At 55.3% G+C, this 19,601-nt stretch carries 21 protein-coding genes and 1 tRNA gene; 6 read left to right on the top strand and 16 right to left on the bottom strand.

Going from position 1 to position 19,601, the window contains the following annotated elements; all coding sequences use genetic code 11:
- Nucleotides 1-163 precede the first annotated feature (163 nt).
- Nucleotides 164-586, bottom strand: a complete 423-nt coding sequence (locus FHS21_RS09635; protein ID WP_112524972.1) for an organic hydroperoxide resistance protein — start codon at nucleotides 584-586, stop codon at nucleotides 164-166.
- A 151-nt stretch (nucleotides 587-737) separates the two neighbouring features.
- On the opposite strand from FHS21_RS09635, the gene FHS21_RS09630 reads away from it, so the two are divergent.
- Nucleotides 738-1,208 (top strand): MarR family winged helix-turn-helix transcriptional regulator, encoded by a 471-nt coding sequence (locus tag FHS21_RS09630; RefSeq protein WP_183661764.1) that lies wholly within the window; start codon nucleotides 738-740, stop codon nucleotides 1,206-1,208.
- Between the two features lie 46 nt (nucleotides 1,209-1,254).
- Here FHS21_RS09630 and FHS21_RS09625 read toward each other — a convergent pair whose 3' ends face one another.
- Both FHS21_RS09625 and FHS21_RS31165 read right to left on the bottom strand, forming a co-directional pair.
- Nucleotides 1,255-2,289: an aspartate-semialdehyde dehydrogenase gene (locus FHS21_RS09625; RefSeq protein ID WP_112524968.1), complete on the bottom strand. Its 1,035-nt coding sequence runs from the start codon at nucleotides 2,287-2,289 to the stop codon at nucleotides 1,255-1,257.
- A 101-nt stretch (nucleotides 2,290-2,390) separates the two neighbouring features.
- On the bottom strand, nucleotides 2,391-2,522 hold the full coding sequence (locus FHS21_RS31165; RefSeq protein WP_255626548.1) for a hypothetical protein: 132 nt from the start codon (nucleotides 2,520-2,522) through the stop codon (nucleotides 2,391-2,393).
- Nucleotides 2,523-2,858: 336 nt separating this feature from the next.
- Between FHS21_RS31165 and FHS21_RS09620 the strand changes: the two genes are divergently transcribed.
- Nucleotides 2,859-4,745 (top strand): MFS transporter, encoded by a 1,887-nt coding sequence (locus tag FHS21_RS09620; RefSeq protein WP_183661762.1) that lies wholly within the window; start codon nucleotides 2,859-2,861, stop codon nucleotides 4,743-4,745.
- Nucleotides 4,746-4,811: 66 nt separating this feature from the next.
- On the opposite strand, the gene leuB is transcribed toward FHS21_RS09620, so the two are convergent.
- Nucleotides 4,812-5,924, bottom strand: coding sequence for a 3-isopropylmalate dehydrogenase (gene leuB, locus FHS21_RS09615; protein WP_112524965.1), 1,113 nt, complete (start codon nucleotides 5,922-5,924; stop codon nucleotides 4,812-4,814).
- A 67-nt stretch (nucleotides 5,925-5,991) separates the two neighbouring features.
- Nucleotides 5,992-6,597, bottom strand: a complete 606-nt coding sequence (gene leuD, locus FHS21_RS09610) for a 3-isopropylmalate dehydratase small subunit (RefSeq protein WP_112524963.1) — start codon at nucleotides 6,595-6,597, stop codon at nucleotides 5,992-5,994.
- A gap of 157 nt (nucleotides 6,598-6,754) precedes the next feature.
- Here leuD and FHS21_RS09605 point away from each other — a divergent pair, with 157 nt between their 5' ends.
- Both FHS21_RS09605 and FHS21_RS09600 read left to right on the top strand, forming a co-directional pair.
- Complete coding sequence (locus FHS21_RS09605; protein ID WP_112524961.1) at nucleotides 6,755-7,627, top strand: HpcH/HpaI aldolase/citrate lyase family protein; 873 nt, start codon at nucleotides 6,755-6,757, stop codon at nucleotides 7,625-7,627.
- A gap of 47 nt (nucleotides 7,628-7,674) precedes the next feature.
- Entirely contained in the window at nucleotides 7,675-7,881 is a 207-nt protein-coding gene (locus FHS21_RS09600) for a DUF1737 domain-containing protein (protein ID WP_183661760.1), read from the top strand.
- A gap of 8 nt (nucleotides 7,882-7,889) precedes the next feature.
- Here FHS21_RS09600 and FHS21_RS09595 read toward each other — a convergent pair whose 3' ends face one another.
- The 6 genes from FHS21_RS09595 to FHS21_RS09570 form a co-directional block, all read right to left on the bottom strand.
- Complete coding sequence (locus tag FHS21_RS09595; RefSeq protein WP_112524957.1) at nucleotides 7,890-8,312, bottom strand: metallopeptidase family protein; 423 nt, start codon at nucleotides 8,310-8,312, stop codon at nucleotides 7,890-7,892.
- A 73-nt stretch (nucleotides 8,313-8,385) separates the two neighbouring features.
- Nucleotides 8,386-8,964 carry a TetR/AcrR family transcriptional regulator gene (locus tag FHS21_RS09590; RefSeq protein ID WP_112524955.1) on the bottom strand — a complete coding sequence of 193 codons (579 nt, stop codon included), beginning with the start codon at nucleotides 8,962-8,964 and terminating at the stop codon, nucleotides 8,386-8,388.
- A 76-nt stretch (nucleotides 8,965-9,040) separates the two neighbouring features.
- Nucleotides 9,041-9,235: a Trm112 family protein gene (locus FHS21_RS09585; RefSeq protein ID WP_112524953.1), complete on the bottom strand. Its 195-nt coding sequence runs from the start codon at nucleotides 9,233-9,235 to the stop codon at nucleotides 9,041-9,043.
- A gap of 19 nt (nucleotides 9,236-9,254) precedes the next feature.
- Nucleotides 9,255-9,917: an LON peptidase substrate-binding domain-containing protein gene (locus tag FHS21_RS09580; RefSeq protein WP_112524951.1), complete on the bottom strand. Its 663-nt coding sequence runs from the start codon at nucleotides 9,915-9,917 to the stop codon at nucleotides 9,255-9,257.
- 53 nt (nucleotides 9,918-9,970) lie between these two features.
- Nucleotides 9,971-10,951: a thioredoxin gene (gene trxA / locus FHS21_RS09575; RefSeq protein WP_183661758.1), complete on the bottom strand. Its 981-nt coding sequence runs from the start codon at nucleotides 10,949-10,951 to the stop codon at nucleotides 9,971-9,973.
- A gap of 70 nt (nucleotides 10,952-11,021) precedes the next feature.
- Nucleotides 11,022-11,531 (bottom strand): prolyl-tRNA synthetase associated domain-containing protein, encoded by a 510-nt coding sequence (locus FHS21_RS09570; RefSeq protein WP_112524947.1) that lies wholly within the window; start codon nucleotides 11,529-11,531, stop codon nucleotides 11,022-11,024.
- A 201-nt stretch (nucleotides 11,532-11,732) separates the two neighbouring features.
- Between FHS21_RS09570 and FHS21_RS09565 the strand changes: the two genes are divergently transcribed.
- Nucleotides 11,733-11,807: transfer RNA gene (locus FHS21_RS09565), tRNA-Gly, on the top strand.
- 123 nt (nucleotides 11,808-11,930) lie between these two features.
- On the top strand, nucleotides 11,931-12,980 hold the full coding sequence (holA, locus tag FHS21_RS09560; protein WP_183661877.1) for a DNA polymerase III subunit delta: 1,050 nt from the start codon (nucleotides 11,931-11,933) through the stop codon (nucleotides 12,978-12,980).
- Nucleotides 12,981-12,989: 9 nt separating this feature from the next.
- Here the strand turns inward: holA and FHS21_RS09555 are convergent, their stop codons facing one another.
- The 5 genes from FHS21_RS09555 to mnmE form a co-directional block, all read right to left on the bottom strand.
- Nucleotides 12,990-13,898: a ParB/RepB/Spo0J family partition protein gene (locus FHS21_RS09555; protein WP_112524921.1), complete on the bottom strand. Its 909-nt coding sequence runs from the start codon at nucleotides 13,896-13,898 to the stop codon at nucleotides 12,990-12,992.
- Nucleotides 13,899-13,940: 42 nt separating this feature from the next.
- Nucleotides 13,941-14,735 carry a ParA family protein gene (locus FHS21_RS09550; protein ID WP_112524919.1) on the bottom strand — a complete coding sequence of 265 codons (795 nt, stop codon included), beginning with the start codon at nucleotides 14,733-14,735 and terminating at the stop codon, nucleotides 13,941-13,943.
- 54 nt (nucleotides 14,736-14,789) lie between these two features.
- Nucleotides 14,790-15,434, bottom strand: coding sequence for a 16S rRNA (guanine(527)-N(7))-methyltransferase RsmG (gene rsmG, locus FHS21_RS09545; protein ID WP_183661756.1), 645 nt, complete (start codon nucleotides 15,432-15,434; stop codon nucleotides 14,790-14,792).
- Nucleotides 15,431-17,296, bottom strand: coding sequence for a tRNA uridine-5-carboxymethylaminomethyl(34) synthesis enzyme MnmG (gene mnmG / locus FHS21_RS09540; RefSeq protein WP_183661754.1), 1,866 nt, complete (start codon nucleotides 17,294-17,296; stop codon nucleotides 15,431-15,433). Before mnmG ends, rsmG begins: the two co-directional genes overlap by 4 nt.
- Before the next feature lie 929 nt (nucleotides 17,297-18,225).
- On the bottom strand, nucleotides 18,226-19,560 hold the full coding sequence (gene mnmE / locus FHS21_RS09535) for a tRNA uridine-5-carboxymethylaminomethyl(34) synthesis GTPase MnmE (protein WP_112524913.1): 1,335 nt from the start codon (nucleotides 19,558-19,560) through the stop codon (nucleotides 18,226-18,228).
- Nucleotides 19,561-19,601 lie beyond the last annotated feature (41 nt).

The raw sequence follows: 19,601 nt of genomic DNA, 5'->3' as shown, positions 1-19,601 counted from the left end.
TGATTTCCGGTTGCGCGGGCATCTGGGGGCAGCTAACCCACCACCCAATTGCGCCAGTATCTGATGCTGGTGGTTGGAAAAGGTGGCGGGGGACGCCGTATGTAACGGGATATCACCCTTGGTGTAACTTCCTTGGATAACCCTAGTACGACGACCCCGGGTGTCAATTAATCGATATACGTACGTTGAGGTTGCTGCGCGTGGCCTCCGAATAAGGGCAAACAATGTGCGCAGCATCGACGATTTCCCTAGCCTGCACAGCCTCCACGCCTGGCAGAGTGATGGCGAGCGCAACATCGAGCCCAAAGCCCTTGCCGTCCTCGCGCGGACCAATGCCAACTGTTGCAGTGACAGCGCTCTCCTCGGATAGCTTCACCTTTTTCTGACCAGCGACGTATTTGATCGCGCCAAGAAAGCAGGCGGAATAGCCGGCGCCGAAGAGCTGTTCCGGATTGGTGCCGTCACCGCCACTGCCGCCAAGCTCCTTCGGCGTTGAAAGTGTAATTTGCAGGCGTCCATCTTCGCTTGCTGCACGGCCCTCGCGGCCACCGGTTGCTGTCGCCTTCGTTGTGTAGAGAATGCTCATCACTTGTTCCTTAGATTGGTTGTTCAGCACGCATTAAATCGCACACAATTAAATTGTGCGCAATAGATATTTTGATATGTGGCGAAAAATTAAATGATGCGCAATTCAATTGCCTTTGCTATCTTGCACTGCCTTGGAAGGATACTGAACAATGAACGCAACATCGGGAAATGCACCGGACTCTTTCCTCAAACTGGAAAACTTCCTGTGCTTCGCCATCTACTCGACCGCCAACGCTGTTACGCGTGCCTACCAGCCGCGCCTGGCGGCGCTCGGCCTGACCTACCCGCAATATCTTGTGATGGTGGTGCTCTGGGAGCGGGAAAACCAGACGGTTAAATCGATCGGGGAAAAGCTCAGCCTCGATTCAGGCACGCTGACCCCGCTTCTAAAACGTCTGGAGAGCGCGGGCTTGATCACACGACGCCGCGATACGGTGGATGAGCGTCAGGTTCTGATCGGGCTTACGGATGACGGTCGCACCACGCGAAAACGCGCCGAAGCCATCCCCATTGCAATCGGACAGGCTTTTGGCTGCACTCTGGGCGAAGCAAAAGACCTACGCGCCGAATTAATGACTGTGCGCGACAATCTCATTGCCAGCATCGACAAGGCAAAATAAAAGGGCGCGGTCTCCCGCGCCCTTCTGCAGTTCAAATGTCTGATGATCAGGCCGCGATCTTTTTCGGCTGAATGAGCCCGCGCGCCACGAGAAGCTCGGCAATCTGGATCGCATTAAGCGCCGCACCCTTGCGCAGGTTGTCGGAAACGATCCAAATGGAAAGACCGTTTTCGACCGTAATATCTTCGCGGATACGTGAAATATAAGTCGCATCTTCACCGGCGGCTTCGTAAGGCGTGATATAACCGCCATCCTCGTGGCGATCAACAACCAGGCATCCGGGCGCATCGCTCAGAATGTCGCGGGCTTCCTCGGCACTCATCGGGCTTTCGAATTCGATATTTACCGCTTCCGAGTGACCGATGAATACCGGTACACGGACGCAGGTCGCCGTAAGCTTGATCTTCGGATCAAGCATCTTCTTGGTCTCGGCGACCATCTTCCATTCTTCCTTGGTCGAGCCATCTTCCATAAAGACGTCGATGTGCGGAATGACATTGAAAGCAATGCGCTTGGTAAATTTCTTGGCTTCCACCGGATCGGCGACGAATACCGCCCGCGACTGCTGAAACAGTTCGTCCATGCCGTCCTTGCCGGCGCCCGACACGGATTGATAGGTCGCGATGACCAGACGCTTGATCCTGGCCTTGTCATGCAACGGCTTCAATGCGACCACGAGCTGAGCAGTCGAGCAGTTCGGATTGGCGATGATATTCTTCTTGGTGAAGCCGGTAATTGCGTCGGGATTAACTTCCGGCACGATCAGCGGTACGTTTGAATCGTAACGCCATGCGGAGGAGTTATCGATGACAACGCAACCCTGCGCGCCGATCTTCGGCGACCATTCCTTCGAGACATTGCCGCCGGCAGACATGAGGCAAATGTCCGTATCGGAAAAATCGTAGTTATCGAGGTTTTTGACCTTGAGCGTCCGGTCGCCAAAGGACACCTCGGTTCCCTGTGAACGGCGCGAGGCGAGCGCCACGACTTCGCTGACCGGAAAGCCACGCTCCTCCAGTATTGTAAGCATTTCGCGGCCCACATTGCCTGTGGCACCAACAACCGCAACCTTGAAACTCATCTGTAATATCTCCTGTCCCTCTCTGCTGTATAAACCCGCTGGCCACTGCGGGTCTTCTCCCCCGGGCCGGACCCGGGAGGGGGCGAGCAGGCCAAGGGAAATCAGACCGTTTTGGTGGTCGTTTTCGCAGTCTGTTTGGCCGAAATTTTAAGGGCAAGAGCACGCGCGTCAATGCCTCCGGCAAGCTTGCCGGAACCGTTCGTCAAAAAAAGCGCTGTTGATTCGCCACCCATGGCGGGCATCTCCTTGTCCGCCTGTGCTTGTACGCGGTTTCGGTAAAGAGTCAATTGTCTCGGCAAATGACAAGAATATGTCGTGTTACGCACAATTTTCGCCAATTGACGTAAGCTGCGGGCTTTGCTTTGATCAATATATGGTGAACACTTCATCCGTATTATCGGGTGCGTGACCTTTGGGGGGAAATTCCGGAGGACATTCACCAGCGCGTTGTCAACGGCGGAGCAATCGGCTCCGCGGACGACCATGCGTAGTGTCGACAGATGAGAACATGGCACAGGGGTTACCAGTCATGTTCTTAGCTCAACTGCTGTTTTCTGGGAGGAAATGAGATGGCAACCACTTCTGTGGCCGACACTTCTAGTCGGGGTATGACGAGAGAGGAAAAGAAGGTTATCTTCGCTTCTTCGCTCGGAACGGTTTTTGAATGGTACGATTTTTATCTTTATGGCTCTCTGGCCGCTTTCATCGGTACCGCTTTCTTCAGTGAGTATCCGGAAGCGACGCGCAATATCTTCGCGCTGCTGGCTTTCGCGGCAGGCTTCCTGGTTCGGCCATTCGGTGCCCTCGTTTTCGGGCGCATCGGCGATCTGGTCGGCCGTAAATACACATTCCTCGTCACCATCATGATCATGGGTCTGTCAACCTTCCTTGTTGGTATTCTTCCAGGTTCAGCCAGTTGGGGTATTGCCGCGCCCATCATTCTGATTGCCCTGCGCATGCTGCAGGGACTAGCTCTCGGCGGTGAATATGGCGGCGCAGCAACGTATGTCGCTGAACACGCGCCAAACAATAGACGCGGCTACTATACGTCCTGGATTCAGACCACAGCAACACTTGGTCTCTTCCTTTCCCTCATCGTCATCCTGATCATTCAGAATTGGCTCGGTAAGGAAGCGTTTGCTGCATGGGGTTGGCGTATTCCATTCATTCTATCTTTTATTCTCCTCGGTATTTCCGTCTGGATCCGTTTGTCCCTGAGCGAATCGCCAGCGTTCCAAAGGATGAAGGAGGAGGGTAAAGGCTCCAAGGCACCGCTATCGGAAGCCTTCGGCCAATGGAAAAATGCGAAGATCGCCCTCATCGCACTCCTGGGTCTCACGGCAGGCCAGGCCGTTGTGTGGTATTGCGGCCAGTTCTACGCATTGTTCTTCCTGCAGAACGTTTTGAAGGTCGACGGGCAGGCGGTTAACATCATGATCGCCATCGCCCTTCTGCTTGGCACCGGCTTCTTCGTGTTCTTCGGCTGGCTGTCAGACAAGATTGGCCGCAAGCCGATCATCATGGCTGGATTGGCGCTCGCTATCGTCACCTACTTCCCGCTGTTCAAGGCGCTGACCTGGGCGGCAAACCCTGCACTTGCCGCGGCACAGCAAAACGTTCGTGCGACCGTGACAGCTGCACCTGGCGACTGCAAGTTCCAGTTCAACCCGACTGGCACGGCAAAGTTCACCACGTCCTGCGATATCGCGACATCATTCCTGACCCGGAACTCGGTACCGTATGACGTTGTTGCGACCGCTACACCGGGCACAGTAGCGACGGTGAAGATCGGCTCGGAAACGGTTGAGTCCTACGACGCAACAGCTGCCGGGGCGGACGCAAAGGCAAAGGACGCGACTTTCGCCAAGAGCGTCAACATCGCACTTCAAGACGGCGGCTATCCCCTTGTCCGTGATCCGGTGAAGGTCGCCGATTCCAAACTGGATGCATTGGTCGCGGCCAACCCGAAATTGGCTCTCGATGCTGCCGCAATCCGGGCTGGCGAAAAGACGCTCGTTCCGGTTGATCAAGCGATCAAGGACAAGTTACTGACCGCGGAAGAGGCCGCCGGTACAACCGAGGTGCCAGTCTATAGTGTTCCAGGCGCAGGCGCATTCAAGATGGTTGCCGATCCGGCCGCTGTCAACTGGACGAAAGTAATCGCGATCTTGTTCGTGCTCGTGCTCTATGTGACAATGGTTTATGGTCCCATTGCCGCAATCCTCGTCGAGATGTTCCCAACCCGGATCCGCTACACCGGCATGTCCTTGCCCTATCATATTGGTAATGGCTGGTTCGGTGGCCTGCTTCCGGCGACTGTCTTCGCAATGAGCGCGTTCAAGGGCGATATCTACTACGGCCTGTGGTATCCGATCATCGTTGCAGCCATGACCCTGATAATCGGCCTCATCTTTGTCCGCGATACCAAGGGAGTCGATCTCCACGACATTAAGTAACCCGGTAAACTAAAAAGCCCGGCATGATTTCTCATGCCGGGCTTTTTGTTTGTCCAGACTACGGTATCACATTGCTAGAGCCCGGAACTTGGCGAGAATTGCATCGCCCATTTCGACGGTCCCGATTTTGGTCTTGCCTTCCGACATGATATCCCCCGTACGAAGCCCATCGTCGAGCACGCCAGCTATGGCCGCCTCCAACCTGTCAGCTTCGGCGACCATATTGAACGAGTATCGCAAACACATTGCGAACGACGCGATCATGGCAATCGGGTTGGCTGCGCCTGTCCCGGCAATATCCGGCGCCGAGCCGTGAACCGGCTCATAAAGCGCCTTGCGCTTGCCAGTCTTGGCGTCGGGCGCACCGAGTGAAGCCGACGGCAGCATGCCGAGCGAACCCGTAAGCATTGCCGCGATATCGGAAAGCATGTCACCAAACAGATTATCAGTGACAATGACGTCGAACTGTTTGGGCCAGCGGACGAGCTGCATGCCGCCGGCATCGGCCAGCATGTGTTCGAGTTTTACATCTGAGTATTTCGCCTTGTGGGTAGCCGTGACCACTTCATTCCACAAAACGCCCGACATCATGACGTTGCGCTTTTCCATCGACGTCACCTTGTTGGCGCGTGTCCGCGCCAGCTCAAAGGCAACGCCAGAGATACGCTCGATCTCATAGGTGTCATAGACCTGTGTATCGATGCCGCGCTTCTGGCCGTTACCAAGGTCGCGAATTTCCTTGGGTTCGCCGAAATAGACGCCACCGGTCAGTTCGCGGACGATCAGTATGTCGAGACCTTCGACGATTTCCTTCTTCAAGGACGATGAATCGGCAAGCGCCGGATAGCAAATCGCCGGCCGCAGATTGGCAAAGAGCTCCATGTCCTTGCGAAGGCGTAGAAGACCCGCCTCGGGGCGCACATCATAGGGGACGGTGTCCCATTTTGGTCCGCCAACGGCGCCAAACAGGACCGCATCGGCGGCCAGGGCTTTTGCCATATCGGCCTCGGAGATCGCCTTGCCGTGTGCATCGTAGGCACAGCCGCCAACGAGCCCCTCCTCCAGCGAGAAGTCACTCTCCAATTCCGCATTCATATAGGCAATGATCTTGCGGACTTCGGCCATTGCCTCGGGGCCAATACCATCCCCCGGAAGGAGGAGAAGCTTTTTTGCTGCCATTGTAGAACCTCACATAAGACGCAGAAAAAAGCCCGGAAAACCGGGCTTTCAGATTAGGAAACTGGTTTCAGGCCCAAGGATGCTTTTCGGCATTGGCCGCTTCGAAATTGTCGATCTTCGTCGCCTTTTCCATGGTCAGGCCGATATCGTCGAGACCATTGAGCATGCAGTAGCGGCGGAACTCATCAAGTTCGAAAGTGATCGTGCCGCCATCCGGGCCCTTGATCGTCATTTCTTCGAGATCGATGGAAATTGTCGCATTTGCACCGCGCTGCGCGTCATCCATCAGCTTGTCGAGATCTTCCTGGCTGACCCGGATCGGCAAAATGCCGTTCTTGAAGCAGTTATTGTAAAAAATGTCGGCAAAACTGGTCGAAATTACACAGCGGATGCCAAAATCCAGAAGGGCCCATGGCGCATGTTCACGGCTGGAGCCGCACCCGAAATTATCGCCGGCGACAAGGATCTGCGCCTTGCGATAGGCTGGCTTATTGAGAACAAAATCGGGGTTTTCCGAGCCATCTTCATTGTAACGCATTTCGGCAAAAAGACCGGTCCCAAGACCCGTGCGCTTGATCGTCTTCAGGTAGTCCTTCGGAATGATCATGTCGGTATCGACGTTGATGATCGGCAGCGGAGCTGCGACGCCGGTGAGCTTGGTGAATTTGTCCATGATATCTGCCTGTAGATATTGGGTAATGACTTTGCGTTTCGCTTTACACCAGCTTTACCTTGAATCAAAGCTTTTCGCCTGTGGCACTTTGAGCCGAAGTCCTCAATCCCTTGTGATTGCCCTTGTCTTGACGGTCTGATCGAGGCAAAACAGCTGAATGATCCGGACTTTCCGCCCTCGCCGATCCGTGCTGTATGTTCCCGCTTCGAACAACCGGGCACTGGTCAAAGCGGCAATGCTTGATGCCGACGCGATCATCTTCGATCTGGAGGATGCCGTAGCCCCCGACGTCAAGGAGGACGCGCGCGAGGCGTTGCGGGAATACTTCCTCACCTATCCCCAAAGCAAAGCCGAACGCGTTGTCCGCATTAATGGCCTTGCGAGCGAATGGGGCGCCGAGGATTTGCTTGCTGCTCGTGCCTGCAGACCTGACGCTATCCTCCTGCCCAAGGTGGAGACTCCGCAGGATGTCACTGGCGTTGCCGAAATTCTCGAAGAGACCGATGCTTCCGAGGGCATTCGTCTCTGGGCGATGATCGAAACGCCGCGCGGGATTCTCAATGCCGATGAAATCGCCGAGCTTGGATTGCGATCGACGGCGCGGCTCGAGTGTTTTGTCATCGGGACCAACGATATTTCGAAGGAAACCGGCACGAAAGGGCGCGGCGCTCTAATGCCATGGCTCATGCAAGTTCTGTTGTGTGCCAAAGCTGGAAAGCTCGATATCATCGACGGCGTTTACAACGACTTCTCCGACCTCGACGGGTTTGCGGCCGAATGCACCGAGGCCGTTCGGATGGGTTTCGACGGAAAATCCCTGATTCATCCATCACAGATTGAAACGGCAAACACGTCCTTCTTTCCCGACACGAGCTCTGTCGCAGAAGCCAGGTTGATCGTTGAGGCATTCTCCAATCGGGAGAACCTTGATAAGGGCGTCACTTCGCTGAATGGCAAGATGGTGGAACGCCTGCACCTCGAAATGGCAAAAAAGCTACTGGCAAAACTCGACATAATCGGCGAAAAATGAAATCGGCGTTGGCTGATCTCGGCGTAGATTAGGGAAAGAAACCTCACATGAAATTGTACCGGATTTTAACAGGCCCCGATGATGCAAGTTTCTGTCACAAGGTGACGGCAGCCATAAACAACGGCTGGCACATTTATGGTTCGCCTACCTATGCGTTTAATTCGGCAACAGGCGTGATGCAATGCGGTCAAGCTGTGGTCAAGGATATTGATGGCGTCGACTACGAACCCGGGATCAAGCTGAGCGATTACTAGAGCAACCACTATTCTACGCTTGCCTCTATGCGCTCCATATCCTCGTCTGACAGACCGAAATGATGGCCGATTTCGTGGATGAGAATGTGAGCGACGATGTCGCCAAGCGCTTCCTCATATTCCGCCCAGTAGTCCAGAACGGCACGGCGGTAGATGGTGATCCGGTTGGGCTGCTCGCCAGTTTGCAGGGAAAACCGCTCCCCGATACCGGTCCCTTCAAAAAGGCCAAGCAAATCGAAGGGCGATTCGAGTCCCATATCCTCGATAATCTGGTCGTCGGGAAACTCGGATACCTGAATTGTAATGTCGCCGCATAGCGCACGGAACGTTTCAGGTAGATGTGCATAAGCCTCGATCGCCAATGATTCGATCTCGCCCAGCGATGGCGACAGGCGATTGGCCCAGTCGGCGGTTTGGTTACTTCTGGCCATCATGACTCCTGGAGAGCTCTTCTGGCTTCATATAGGGCCTTTGCCCCACAGATGCGAGTGGGCGTTATCGCGGTCAGGACCGAGCGGTCCCTGCGACCAATAATCGTTCCATTCGCCGGAAACTCTCGACCAGAACAGCCGAGTCGTTCAAACCATGGGCGAGCATGATTCCACCTTGCCATTCCGCCACCGCATTGCGTGCTATGCCCAAGGCGCTCGAAGGGCGAATACCGGAACGGCCGAGTTCTCTCCCTATGAAACCGATGAGCAAACTGAACGTCTCGGCGGCCCGCCCCGCGGCTTCAGGCGATTCATGTCTGAAGTCCCGAATTCCCAGAGCAATCGGACATCCATGCTCCACCCGGCTTTTGAGTGAGTGAGCAAGTTTCTCGATAAGAAGCTTTAAACGTGTACGCGGATTCTGGTCGGCGTCTGTGATTTCCGCCAGCATACCTTCAGTCTCGGCCACGAAGATATCGGCGACACCAAGCGCCAGTTCAGCCTTGCTCTTGAAGTAATAGTAGATATTCCCAAGTGGCACGCCAGAATCCGTTGCGATATCAGCCAGACTCGTCGTCGCATAACCCTGTCGCCAGAACAATCCGGCCGCCGTAGCAATCAGAATTTCGCGTTTGTCATTGCGCTTTATCATATTCGCAAGCCAGTCAGTTGCACAACTGACTGAGACTATGCCGCAAACAATCCTGTATGAAAAGCCTTGGTGAAACTCAATCCTCGATTGGGCGCGCTTCCGATGGCAGCATGATCGGAATACCGTCTCTCACCGGATAGGCCAAATGTGCCGATTTGGAAATCAGTTCTGACCGTTTCTGATCGTAAACGAGCGGGCCTTTGGTCAAGGGGCAGACCAACAGCTCAAGCAACTTGCGATCGATCACTGTTTCGCGTTTCTCTTCAGTCATGCCTCTTCCCTGAAGTATCTCACTGGAGGCTGCCTTCATAATCGTCCTGATCCTTGGCGAGCGCAATCTCGGTAATAGCGATCAACGTTTCGGCTCGCGTCTTTAAATCCGCGGCCTCCAGGAGCGCCTGTTTTTCCGCAGCACCAAAGGGCGACATCATCGCCAGCGCGTTGACCAGCGTCTCATTGCCGGCCCGCGAGATGCCGTCCCAATCAGCTTCAAGGCTGTTGGCGTCGAGATAAGCACGAAACACGCGCAGTAATGCGAGCCTGTCCACTTCTGAATCATCCGGTTCGTCGAGATCGGCACGGAGTGGCGCGATCTTGCATTGGCGAAACGGAGTGCGGGTCGAGAGCTCCTTGATGACCCGGAAGCGGCATATGCCCTGAAGCGTTATCAGCAAACGGCCATCGCCGGTTTCAGCGAAAGACGTGATCCGGCCGAGGCAGCCAACCTCACACAGATCGACGCCATCCTCATTATCCTGATCGAAACGCGGCTGGATCATGCCGATTATTCGCTTGCCGCTAAGCGCGGCGTCCACCATTGCTAGATAGCGCAGTTCGAAAATGTTGAGCGGCAGCTGCCCGCCAGGAAGCAGCAGCGCACCCGAGAGGGGAAAGATCGGCACGTTTTCAGGAATATCATTCAACGTCCGATAACGAACATTTCCAGCTTGCATTGCCTACTCCGGCCCGAAAAAATCGTGGTCTCGGCCATTGTGCCTGATTTCTCTCAAGAGAACAGCAGGGAAGATAATTTGCGACGTGCAGTGACCGAGGCTTCATCCGCCGCTCCCCAGGCGTCAAAAAACTGCAACAGCTGTTTGCGGGCGCCATCGTCGTTCCATGCCCGATCAGCCTTCATGATTGCAAGAAGCTGATCGGCGGCTTCGTGGCGCTGGCCTTTGGCATTCAGAATCATCGCAAGGTCGAAGCGTGCCCCGTAATCCTTGGGGTTTTCCTGGAGCCGCGCCTCCAACGCCACCGGATCGCCAAGTTTTGCCACCTGCTCAGCCAATGCGATCTTGGCCTCGGCGGCACGGACACCCGCATCGTCTTTGTTGGCGGCAGGCACTTGCTCCAAGGTGGCTTTGGCCTTTTCGAGATCATTGAGCTCGATCAAACAATTGGCCAGCCCCGCAAGCGCCGCTACGTGGTCCGGTACTTCGCCAAGGATGGCAGAATAAATTTGGGCCGCCTGCTCGACATCGCCGGCTTCTAAAGCATGAGCCGCTGCGTCGAGTGCCGACTGGATGGCCGCATCCCTGCCCCCATCGGGTGACGCAATACGATCGATGAATTCTGTCACCTTTGATTCCGGGAGCGCTCCCATGAAGCCATCCAGCGGCTTGCCGTCAGCGAAGGCGATGACAGCGGGAATGGACTGGATTCCAAGCTGGCCGGCGATAGCCGGATGGTCGTCGATATTCATCTTGACGAGCTTGACTCGTCCGCCAGCTGCGCGAACTGCCTTTTCGAGAACAGGCGTGAGCTGTTTGCACGGTCCGCACCATGGAGCCCAGAAATCCACAAGGACCGGCTGGCTTTTCGATTCAGCAATCACATCTTTGGAAAAAGCTGCCGTGGTCGTTTCCTTGATCAGGTCGGCGGCGCTGGGCGCAGCTCCGTTTGGAGATGGCGTTCCATAGGACACGGTCTGGGCGCCAGAGGCTGCGCCATAGCCGCTGCCGAACGGGTTATCTATTTTGCTCATGAAATTCTCCCGTCATCTGCCCTTCCATTCAACCACAACCTCTTGTAATCGCCAACTCATGTAACGGCTATCAGTTTGGGGTCGCCACATCGATTTTCAAGATGAGAGGTTCGTGTCCAGTCATCTTGAGGAACGCCAGAAGGTCTTCGCGCCGGATCGATGTCGTGGCCTCATTCGTCAAAGGATGGGCATTGACAATGTCGTGCTGCATGAGCTTTTCGTCCAGCACCACACGGACGTGGTGCTGCGTGTCATTGATCAACCCAAACACACTGACGGCCCCGGGCGTCAGTCCAAGATACTCGAGCAGTTTTTCCGGCTTGCCAAACGATACACGGCTCGAAGCGCCGATCTTGCCATGAATTGTCTTGAGATCGACCTCAGCGTCCTCGTCCACTGTCACGAGAAAGTAGTTGTCTTTCTTGTCCTTGAGAAAGAGATTTTTGGTATGAGCGCCGGATACCTGCCCACGCAGGTTTTGGGCCTCAGCTACCGTAAACACAGCGGCATGACGAATCGTCGACACCTCGATGCCCATGTCGCCGAGATATTGCATCAACTCATCAAATGTCTTGCCCATGACGGCCTTTTCGCTGGTCTGTCGTGTAATAACTGTGTGTTGTCGTAATGGTTCAGGGGCTCTTCCTCAAGCGGAAAGCCGCATCCGGCAAAGGTTCATGACCGATTTCTACCATATCTCGCAGAAGGCGAAATTTCCCTGTTGCAATTAGCCGGCGCTTAGGCCATATAGGCCCCGCTTCGCAAGACTTAACTGGCATATGCGGGAGTAGCTCAGGGGTAGAGCACAACCTTGCCAAGGTTGGGGTCGAGGGTTCGAATCCCTTCTCCCGCTCCAGTTGTCCGAAGTTCAAAAGGCTCAGGTTTACCTGGGCCTTTTTGCTGTTTGGGTGCATAATAGTCGACGCTCACGGGCCACGTTGCAATTGCAATCCTTGCTGAAATGGGTAAACCCATGGCCATGGCACAAAAGAAAGCGCACGAAGTTGATTCTTTCCTGAAACGGCTGGATCGCGCCTATCCAATCGTTTTACTTTACGGACCGGACAAAGGCCTGGTGAGTGAGCGAGCCGACCTTTTTATCAAGCTCACCGGCCTTGCGAAAGACGATCCCTTTGCAGTCATTCGTCTTGACGCTGACGATGTCAACGCCGAGCCAGGCAGGCTTTCTGACGAGGCAAACACGATTTCCATGTTTGGTGGCGAGCGTTTGATATGGGTGCGCAGTGCGGCAGGCCAGAAAGGGCTCACTGACGCCGTCGGCTTCCTTGCCAAAAACCCGCCCACTGACACGTTTATCCTGATCGAGGCTGGGGACCTTAAAAAAGGTGCTGGTTTACGTGGCATCGTCGAGCAGAGCCCCAGCGCTATGGCCCTTCCCTGCTACAGCGACGATGCACGCGGAATTGATGGCACTATCGACGATGTGCTGGCGAAGAACCGGCTGCAGATCGCGCTTGACGCTCGCAATCTTCTGAAGGAAAGCCTTGGCGGTGATCGTCTCGCAACACGAGCCGAGCTCGAGAAGATTTGCCTTTACGCATACGGCAAAGAGCGGATCTCTATTGACGATGTGCGCGAGATCATCGGGGACGTCAGCGCCGTCTCCTATGAGACAATTGTCGATGCGATGATGGTTGGCAACATCATCGATTTCACTCACGCATTTGATCGCGTCATCGGGACCGGTTCATCAAGTTTTCTTGTCCTCAGCGCTGCAATCCGCCAGTTTCAGTCGTTACAAACGTTACGTTACGGCATGGAAAACGAAGGAAAAAATGCGAGTCTCGCCGTTACGGCTACCAGACCTCCAATTTTCTTCGCACGGAAAAAACTGGTAGAAACTGCTCTTCGGCATTGGACGACGCAATCATGCGCGCGTGCTATCGAGCGGTTGCAACGAACGGTCCTTGAGAGCCGGCGCAACGCAGCGCTGGCCGTCCCGATCATCCGGCAATCCATGATTGCCCTCGCGGCCGAGGCAGCGCGTGGAGCGCGCAACAGCCGTTGAAAAATTTGGTCAGGCGAGACCGCCCCACTTCGCACGATTTTGAAGGCGCTGGCAGATCTCATCGAGCTGCTCCAGCGTCGTATAATGGATGCGGACATCGCCACCATTGTTCACGTGATTGACCGATACGCGCATTCCCATGACATCTGAAAGCAGCTTCTCCAAGGCCTTGGTATCCGCGTCCTTGCCCTCTCCGGGCTCGGCTTTCCGCTTGACAGCTGACGGCTTGCCACCATCCTGCGCAAGCGCTTCAGCCTGGCGTACTGACAAGCCACCCTTAATGATTTTTTCGGCAAGCGCAGATGGGTCTTCCGTCGTGATGAGGGTGCGAGCGTGGCCGGCCGACAACGAACCATTTGTAATCATGTCGCGCACGGAGTCAGGCAGTTTGAGCAGCCGCAGCGTATTGGCAACGTGACTACGGCTCTTGCCGATCACCTGTGCCAGATCGGCTTGGGTGTACTCGTGATCATCGATAAGCTGTTGATATCCCATACCTTCTTCGATGGGATTGAGGTCGGCGCGCTGCACGTTTTCGATAATTGCGAGTTCAAGCGCGACGCGATCATCAACTTCGCGGATAATGACCGGGACTGTCGCAAGTCCGGCGCGCTGGGCCGCACGCCAGCGGCGTTCACCCGCAATCAACTCGTAGTGGCCGGGAGAATCCTTTGCCGGACGAACGACCACTGGCTGGACGATGCCATGCTCCCGGATCGACTGCGTCAGATCTTCAAGATCGCCTTCCGTAAATTGGCGGCGGGGGTTGCGAGGATTTCGCGTTATGAATTCGATGGGAACTTGGCGATCCAAATTCGCTAAAGGCTGCGGGTCAACTTCATCAGGCACGCGGTCCATTTCGCCTATCAGGGCTGCCAGACCGCGGCCCAAACGTTTTTTTGACAGGTCTTCATTCATTGTAACAGGGCTCTCATAAATGTTTCGTATTCGAATCGATATTTACGCCGCACGTAAATGGCGCTCTCTCTGAATAACCTCAGATGCGAGCTGCAGATAAGCTTGGCTGCCCGCGCATTTAAGGTCGTATAGAATCGCTGGAATTCCGTAGGATGGCGCCTCGGAAACCCGAACATTGCGCGGTATGACTGTCCGGTAAACCTTGTCGCCCATGAACGAGCGCACATCATCCACGACCTGAGTTGCAAGATTGTTACGCCCGTCGAACATGGTAAGTACGATCCCCTGGATCGTCAGATTTGGATTAAGCACCGTTCTGACCTGATTGACCGTCTCCAAGAGCTGGCTTAATCCTTCTAGCGCGAAGAACTCGCACTGCAATGGAACCAGGACCGAATCGGCCGCAGCCATCGCATTCATTGTCAATAGATTGAGCGATGGAGGGCAGTCGATCAAGATGTAGGTGAACGGGGACGCCTTCATACCGCCACGAAACGCCTTGCGGAGCCGCGTAGCGCGGTCAGACGCGTTCGAGATCTCCATTTCGACGCCAAGAAGGTCCAACGTAGATGGAATTAACGACAAATTCGGCACCGCCGTTGGCACGGCCGCCTCCTCGACCGAAGCCGCCTGCATCAGGACGTCGTAGGACGATATCGTTCGATTCTTACGATCGATTCCGAGGCCTGTGCTGGCATTGCCCTGAGGATCAAGGTCAACAATCAGCACAGTCTCGCCAATAGCAGCCAATGCCGTGGCTAGATTGATCGCGGTCGTGGTTTTACCCACTCCGCCCTTTTGATTGGCTATGGTAATGATGCGAGTCTGGCTGTTCATCGCTTGGCTTCCTGAGCAAAACGTTGATCGGGGCCGATCAAGCGAATGCAAATTCTATACGTTCGTGTCGGTCCGTCTCAAATTGCTGATTTGCAGGACTACAGAATCTTTGTCGACGGCACTTTCACGTTCTACCAGATCAAACGACCATGCGTCACGGCTTTCCTCGATTTCCCTGCGGTAATCCCGTCCTTTTTGAAAAAGTGCTACTGCACCCCAGGTCAACCAAGGCTCCGCAAGCGTAAATAAGCTGCTCAACGAGGCAAGAGCGCGAGCAGTTATGATATCCGGAGTAGCTATTTTGGCCCATGCAGTATCGATTCGCATCGCATGGACGGTCCCAGGGGCGGAGAATTGGCCAATCGCTGTGCGCAGAAAAGCAGCCTTCTTGCCATTGCTTTCGACCAGATCGATACTGCTCCCGGAGCGTTGTTTCAGAAGAATTGCCAGCACAATACCGGGAAACCCACCGCCAGAACCAAGATCAAGCCACTTCAGGGCATTTGGCGCCATATCGAAAAGTTGAGCACTGTCCACGATATGCCGTTCCCATAGCTGATCGAGTGTTGAGGGCGATGCCAGATTGATAGCTTTTGACCACTTGCGGAACAACTCTTCAAAACCGATAAGGTTATCCACTGTTTCACGTGAAACATTGGATAATACGTCTTGTAGACGTTTTTCCCGACCTGGAATCACGCCACATCACGCGTAACGGTCCGGCGTATTTGCGTGATGATGAGCGCCAAGGCTGCCGGGGTCATACCATCAATGCGCTGAGCTTCGGCAATCGATCGCGGCTGCCGTTGCTTCAACTTTTGCTTTAGCTCATTTGACAGGCCCGGTGTTGTAGAAAAATCAATCGACTGCGGAATCAGCAAGGATTCTTCGCGCTCCATGGCCGCTACGTCGGCCTTCTGCCGGTCAAGATAGACGGCGTACTGTGCCTCAATCTCCAGCGCATCGGCAATGCGACCGTCGATATCACAAAGCTCCGGCCAGATTTGCTTGAGACGGGCGAAGTCGATATCCGGGAATGCCAACAGATCATAGGCCGAGCGCCGGATGCCATCCTGATTCAAATGGAGGTCCGCCCGCGCCGCCGCATTGGGGGTGATCGTCAAACCCTTTGCGAGTTCGCGCGCTGCGTCGAGATCATGCGTCCGGCCAGCAAAACGTTCCTTGCGCGCCGTGCCGAGAATGCCAAGCCGTTCAGCCATCGGAGTCAAGCGTTCATCAGCATTGTCCGCCCGAAGCGACAATCGGAATTCCGCCCGCGATGTAAACATGCGATATGGCTCGCTTACGCCGCGGGACGTAAGATCGTCCACCATGACGCCAATATAGGCCTCCGTCCGTTGGATAATGACAGGGGCGGAACCGGCAGCGAGACGAGCCGCATTGAGACCGGCAAGCAAACCTTGTGCAGCGGCTTCCTCATAACCTGTGGTGCCGTTGATCTGGCCCGCCATGAACAGGCCCGAAATACGACGTGCTTGCAAGCTGCGATCAAGTTCGCGGGGATCAATAAAATCATACTCGATGGCGTAGCCTGGCTGCAACATAACAGCATGTTCCAAACCCGGTATGGTCTTCAAGAGATCGAGCTGGACATCCTCCGGCAGCGAGGTCGAGATGCCGTTGGGATAAACGGTGTTGTCGTCGAGACCTTCCGGCTCAAGAAATATCTGGTGTCCGTCCCGATCCCCAAACTTTACGATCTTATCCTCAACGGACGGACAGTAACGCGGACCGACACCTTCAATGGAGCCGGAGTACATGGCCGATCGATGCAAGTTCGCTCGAATGATGGCATGTGTTTCCGGCGTCGTTCGCGTGATTCCGCAATCAATCTGCGGGTTCCGGATCGAATCCGTCATCAGCGAAAACGGCAAGGGATCCGCATCGGCGGATTGCATGTCCAGGTTCTGCCAATCGATCGAACGTCCGTCGAGCCGTGGCGGCGTGCCAGTCTTCAATCGTCCCAGCGCAAACTCATGTTTTGCCAAGGTATCTGAGAGGCCAAGGGCAGGGGCTTCGCCGATACGTCCCGCCGGGATCTGCTTTTCCCCAATATGGATGAGACCACGCAGAAACGTTCCCGTCGTTAGAACCGCTGACGCGCAGGATAGCACGCGCCCATCCATCAATTGGACTCCAATAACCCTGCCATTTTCAATAGCGAGATCACTGGCACCGCCCTCAACCACAGTTAAGTTGGCTTGCTCGGCAATTGCCTGTTGCATGGCTACGCGATAGAGCTTGCGATCCGCCTGGGTACGCGGCCCGCGGACTGCAGGACCCTTTCGCCTATTCAGCAAGCGAAACTGGATACCCGCGGCGTCGGCTACACGACCCATCAGTCCATCAAGTGCATCGATCTCGCGGACGAGGTGACCCTTGCCCAATCCCCCAATGGCCGGATTGCACGACATCACTCCGATCGTGTCAGCACGATGTGTGATCAGCGCCGTCCTTGCGCCAAAGCGCGCAGAGGCTGCCGCTGCTTCACAGCCGGCATGACCACCACCAATAATGATGACATCAAAAACGTCTTCCACGTACCAGAACTTTCAAAGATTCGAATCTGTGCCTTGATGGGCAAAACCGCACCGTGAGTCAAGTATGAGCGACTAAGACGTGTTTCACGTGAAACAATTTGACCTATCATTGTCCAAGCTTTCCCCTTGCCACGCCCTCCTCGGAGTCTGGCCATTGCTTGCGTGCCGGGAAGACGGGCGGTCGTCGAAGCGCGTCTTGGTAGAATAAAATGCGATCCGAAGACCGCCCGTCCGGCGTCTTTTGATCCCGTCCGTTCCGCTTGGGAGGCCTCGGCTTTGGCTGAACTGCTTCGCCCGCTGCCGAAAGCCCCTTTCGAAGTGCTCGTCCAGCACACGCCAGTCGTAGTACCGGCAGGGGAACCCTTGGACGGAACTTCCCCGGACAACGGGCCCGTACCCGCCATCGGAGGCGCCGATCCTCTCCCCACTTCGAACGGCTCCGGAAGCAGTTCCCTGTGGAAAGGACGGGGAGAAGGATAGCTCAGGTTTGGAGAGCGTGGATAAACGGCCACGATTATTGTTTGGAAAGAGCTCTTCCCTCTCCGTCATCCTCGGGCTTGACCCGAGGACCCACGGCCAAGGAGCGAAAACTTATCCACGATTTCGGCGAAATCCAGCCACCGCGGGCATCTACGATCGAGGACAGTGCTTCACTGAAATGCGTTGTGGCAACGCTATACCTCAACACTTCCTGGCCGTGGGTCCTCGGGTCAAGCCCGAGGATGACAGAGACGTCGGGATTCCATGCCGCTGTGCGTGTGGTTCGACAAGCATGAGGGAAATGGGTGGCTGCGGCGATAAACGCCGGGATTCAGTCCGCGGAATCGTCTACCAACGCTGGCACTAACGTGGAGGTCAGGGTTTTGCAAGCGTTGCCGACGCCTTAACGCACCGGAGACCTTATCCACGCCGGGCGTGTTTCACGTGAATCATTTTCCAATGCAGAACTGCGAAAAGACAACATCCAGTATATCTTCGACGTCCACATCCCCGGTTATCCTGCCCAACGAATGCGAGGCGCGACGCAAGTATTCGGCCCGAACTTCCAGAGGCGCCGCTTCGTCGTAAACCGCAGCCGTGACCTCCCGGATGGTTTCCGTCAGAAGTTCCATGTGCCGGCGACGTGTGGGCAATGGGTCAGAGAGATTACCCGCAGCAAGAGCTGCCCGGTTGGTGAGCGCCTCCAACAAATCATCCAGTCCTTCTCCGGTTCGGGTGGAGATAACCAGATCATATTTGGCAGCCGCCGAAGGCGGCGCGAGATCAGATTTCGTGCCAAGACGGAGTGTTACGCTATCTGCAACATCGTCCAGCGTAGGCGCAACCGGGTTCGATAGATCGGTTAATGTAATTATCAAATCCGCTGCGGACGCCTGTTCTCGAGCGCGGTCGATCCCAATTCTCTCGACCTTTCCCTCGGTTTCGCGCAAGCCAGCCGTATCGATAACCAGCACTGGAAGGCCGTTCAGATCGAGTTTTATCTCGATCAGGTCCCGCGTTGTACCCGGCTCGTCAGATACAATGGCAACGTCACGACCCGCCAGAGCATTAAGAAGGCTGGATTTGCCCGCATTCGGTGCGCCGACGATAACCACGCGAAAACCGTCGCGGACCATCGCACCACGTTTCGCGTCTGCAACATGCTTGCCAATGCGGTCGGCCAAATCGCGCATCAACCGCCAGACCTGATCGGAGACGGATCCTGGGACGTCCGATTCATCAGCAAAATCGAGCTCAGCTTCGATCAAAGCGCGCGCACGTATCAGTTCAGTGCGCCAGGAAGCATAGAGAGTTGCTTGAGCTCCAGAAGAGATCTGGAGCGCAAGCCTCCGTTGGCCATCGGTCTCCGCCGCTATCAAGTCGGCGAGGCCCTCAGCCACCGTCAGGTCGAATTTGCCATTGGCAAAAGCTCGGCGGGTAAACTCTCCCGCCTCCGCCAACCGGCAACCTTCAAATTTATACAAGGCATTAATCATAGCATCCACAACAGCCTTGCCGCCATGAAGATGAAGCTCAGCGCAATCTTCGCCAGTGAAGCTGGCCGGCGCAGGAAAGAACAGTGCCAGTCCACGATCGATGGGACTGTTCTCTGAATCCCTGAAGGATCGCAAGGCAGCAATCCTCGGGTCGGGAAGGCCGCCGGATATTGTTTCGATAACGAATCGAGTCTGCGGTCCGGAGATGCGTATAACAGCCACGCCGGACGGAAGCCTGCCGCTGGAGAGGGCGAAAATCGTATCGCCAAAAACATGGTTCTGTTTCATTTCATTCAATCCACGCCTACACTGGGCCTTGATAGACTGTC

Origin of the sequence: Phyllobacterium trifolii (assembly GCF_014192095.1) — a bacterium.
In the GTDB taxonomy this organism is placed as follows: Bacteria; Pseudomonadota; Alphaproteobacteria; order Rhizobiales; family Rhizobiaceae; genus Phyllobacterium; species Phyllobacterium trifolii.
The sequence above is the reverse complement of the archived record's forward strand: the minus strand, read 5'-3'. Positions and strand labels throughout refer to the sequence as shown.

Coding starts and splice junctions, on each gene's coding strand:
- FHS21_RS09635 (WP_112524972.1), bottom strand. CDS start 586: ATGAGCATTCTCTACACAACGAAGGCGACAGCAACCGGTGGCCGCGAG.
- FHS21_RS09630 (WP_183661764.1), top strand. CDS start 738: ATGAACGCAACATCGGGAAATGCACCGGACTCTTTCCTCAAACTGGAA.
- FHS21_RS09625 (WP_112524968.1), bottom strand. CDS start 2,289: ATGAGTTTCAAGGTTGCGGTTGTTGGTGCCACAGGCAATGTGGGCCGC.
- FHS21_RS31165 (WP_255626548.1), bottom strand. CDS start 2,522: ATGGGTGGCGAATCAACAGCGCTTTTTTTGACGAACGGTTCCGGCAAG.
- FHS21_RS09620 (WP_183661762.1), top strand. CDS start 2,859: ATGGCAACCACTTCTGTGGCCGACACTTCTAGTCGGGGTATGACGAGA.
- leuB (WP_112524965.1), bottom strand. CDS start 5,924: ATGGCAGCAAAAAAGCTTCTCCTCCTTCCGGGGGATGGTATTGGCCCC.
- leuD (WP_112524963.1), bottom strand. CDS start 6,597: ATGGACAAATTCACCAAGCTCACCGGCGTCGCAGCTCCGCTGCCGATC.
- FHS21_RS09605 (WP_112524961.1), top strand. CDS start 6,755: ATGATCCGGACTTTCCGCCCTCGCCGATCCGTGCTGTATGTTCCCGCT.
- FHS21_RS09600 (WP_183661760.1), top strand. CDS start 7,675: ATGAAATTGTACCGGATTTTAACAGGCCCCGATGATGCAAGTTTCTGT.
- FHS21_RS09595 (WP_112524957.1), bottom strand. CDS start 8,312: ATGGCCAGAAGTAACCAAACCGCCGACTGGGCCAATCGCCTGTCGCCA.
- FHS21_RS09590 (WP_112524955.1), bottom strand. CDS start 8,964: ATGATAAAGCGCAATGACAAACGCGAAATTCTGATTGCTACGGCGGCC.
- FHS21_RS09585 (WP_112524953.1), bottom strand. CDS start 9,235: ATGACTGAAGAGAAACGCGAAACAGTGATCGATCGCAAGTTGCTTGAG.
- FHS21_RS09580 (WP_112524951.1), bottom strand. CDS start 9,917: ATGCAAGCTGGAAATGTTCGTTATCGGACGTTGAATGATATTCCTGAA.
- trxA (WP_183661758.1), bottom strand. CDS start 10,951: ATGAGCAAAATAGATAACCCGTTCGGCAGCGGCTATGGCGCAGCCTCT.
- FHS21_RS09570 (WP_112524947.1), bottom strand. CDS start 11,531: ATGGGCAAGACATTTGATGAGTTGATGCAATATCTCGGCGACATGGGC.
- holA (WP_183661877.1), top strand. CDS start 11,931: ATGGCACAAAAGAAAGCGCACGAAGTTGATTCTTTCCTGAAACGGCTG.
- FHS21_RS09555 (WP_112524921.1), bottom strand. CDS start 13,898: ATGAATGAAGACCTGTCAAAAAAACGTTTGGGCCGCGGTCTGGCAGCC.
- FHS21_RS09550 (WP_112524919.1), bottom strand. CDS start 14,735: ATGAACAGCCAGACTCGCATCATTACCATAGCCAATCAAAAGGGCGGA.
- mnmE (WP_112524913.1), bottom strand. CDS start 19,560: ATGAAACAGAACCATGTTTTTGGCGATACGATTTTCGCCCTCTCCAGC.